Raw genomic sequence first — 1,526 nt, 5'->3', positions numbered from 1 at the left:
CACCACCGACCAAGCATTCAAAGAACTCGGCTTCGACTCACTCACCGCCGTCGAACTCCGCAACCGCCTCACCACCACCACCGGACAACGCCTCCCCGCCACCCTCATCTTCGACCACCCCACACCCGCGGCACTCGCCGAGTATCTGCTGACCCGGCTCGTCGGCGATCGTGCGGTGCGGCCGGTGCCTGTCGCGGCTCCGGCGTCCGTGGTGGCGGGCGAGGATCCGGTCGTGATCGTGGGGGTGGCCTGTCGGTATCCGGGTGGGGTCGCTTCGCCTGAGGACCTGTGGGAGTTGGTCGTCGAGGGCCGGGACGCGGTCTCCGAGTTTCCGACCGATCGCGGCTGGGATGTGGAGGGGCTGTACGACCCGGATCCGGACAGCCTGGGCAAGTCCTACACCCGGCACGGCGGATTCCTCGCCGACGCCCCCGACTTCGACGCCGAGCTCTTCGGGATCTCCCCACGCGAGGCGCTCGCCATGGACCCCCAACAGCGCCTCCTCCTGGAAACCTCCTGGGAGCTGTTCGAACGCACCGGCATCGACCCACTGTCCCTGCGCGGCACCTCGGTGGGCGCGTTCATCGGCATCATGGGATCGGACTACGGCAGCGGCGCCGCCCCCTCGGACGGTGTCGAAGGCTTCATCGTGACGGGCAGCGCCTCCAGCGTCGCTTCGGGTCGGTTGGCTTACACGTTCGGTCTTGAGGGGCCGGCGGTGACGGTGGACACGGCCTGCTCCTCGTCCCTGGTGGCCCTCCACCTGGCGGCGCAGGCACTCCGGCAGGGCGAGTGCACTCTGGCCCTGGCGGGCGGAGCAACGGTGATGTCCAGCCCGAGGTCATTCGTTGAGTTCAGCCGGCAGCGCGGGCTGGCCACCGACGGCCGGTGCAAGCCGTTCGCGGCCGCCGCCGACGGCGCCGGATGGAGTGAGGGCACGGGTCTGCTGCTGTTGGAACGGCTGTCGGACGCCCGCCGCAACGGCCACCCGGTCCTGGCGGTGGTACGTGGCTCGGCCGTCAACCAGGACGGGGCCAGCAACGGACTGACCGCACCCAACGGACCCTCCCAGCAGCGGGTGATCCGCCAGGCCCTCGCCAACGCGCATCTCTCCTCCTCCGACGTCGACGTCGTGGAGGCACACGGAACCGGCACCACCTTGGGCGACCCCATCGAAGCCCAGGCGCTGCTGGCGACCTACGGACAGGAGCGGCCCCATGACCGGCCGTTGTGGCTAGGCTCGGTCAAGTCCAACATCGCCCACACCCAAGCCGCCGCCGGAGCGGCCGGCGTCATCAAGATGGTCATGGCCATGCGACACGGGCAGCTGCCCAAGACGTTGCACGTGGACGAGCCCTCGCCGCACGTCGACTGGTCCGTGGGAGCTGTGGAGCTCCTGACCGAGGCCCGGGAATGGCCCGAGACCGAGCACCGACGCCGGGCGGCCGTCTCCTCCTTCGGCATCAGCGGCACCAACGCCCACGTCATCCTCGAACAAGCCCCACCCACAGACACCCCCACCAACG

General features: G+C 69.9%; 1 protein-coding gene. It reads left to right on the top strand.

Annotated elements, in window-relative coordinates; translation table 11 throughout:
* The coding region (locus tag E1283_RS36110; protein WP_165956375.1) for a type I polyketide synthase at nt 1-1,526 on the top strand (1,526 nt) is incomplete at both ends.

Source organism: Streptomyces hainanensis, from assembly GCF_004348415.1.
In the GTDB taxonomy this organism is placed as follows: domain Bacteria; phylum Actinomycetota; class Actinomycetes; order Streptomycetales; family Streptomycetaceae; genus Streptomyces; species Streptomyces hainanensis.
The sequence above is the reverse complement of the archived record's forward strand: the minus strand, read 5'-3'. Positions and strand labels throughout refer to the sequence as shown.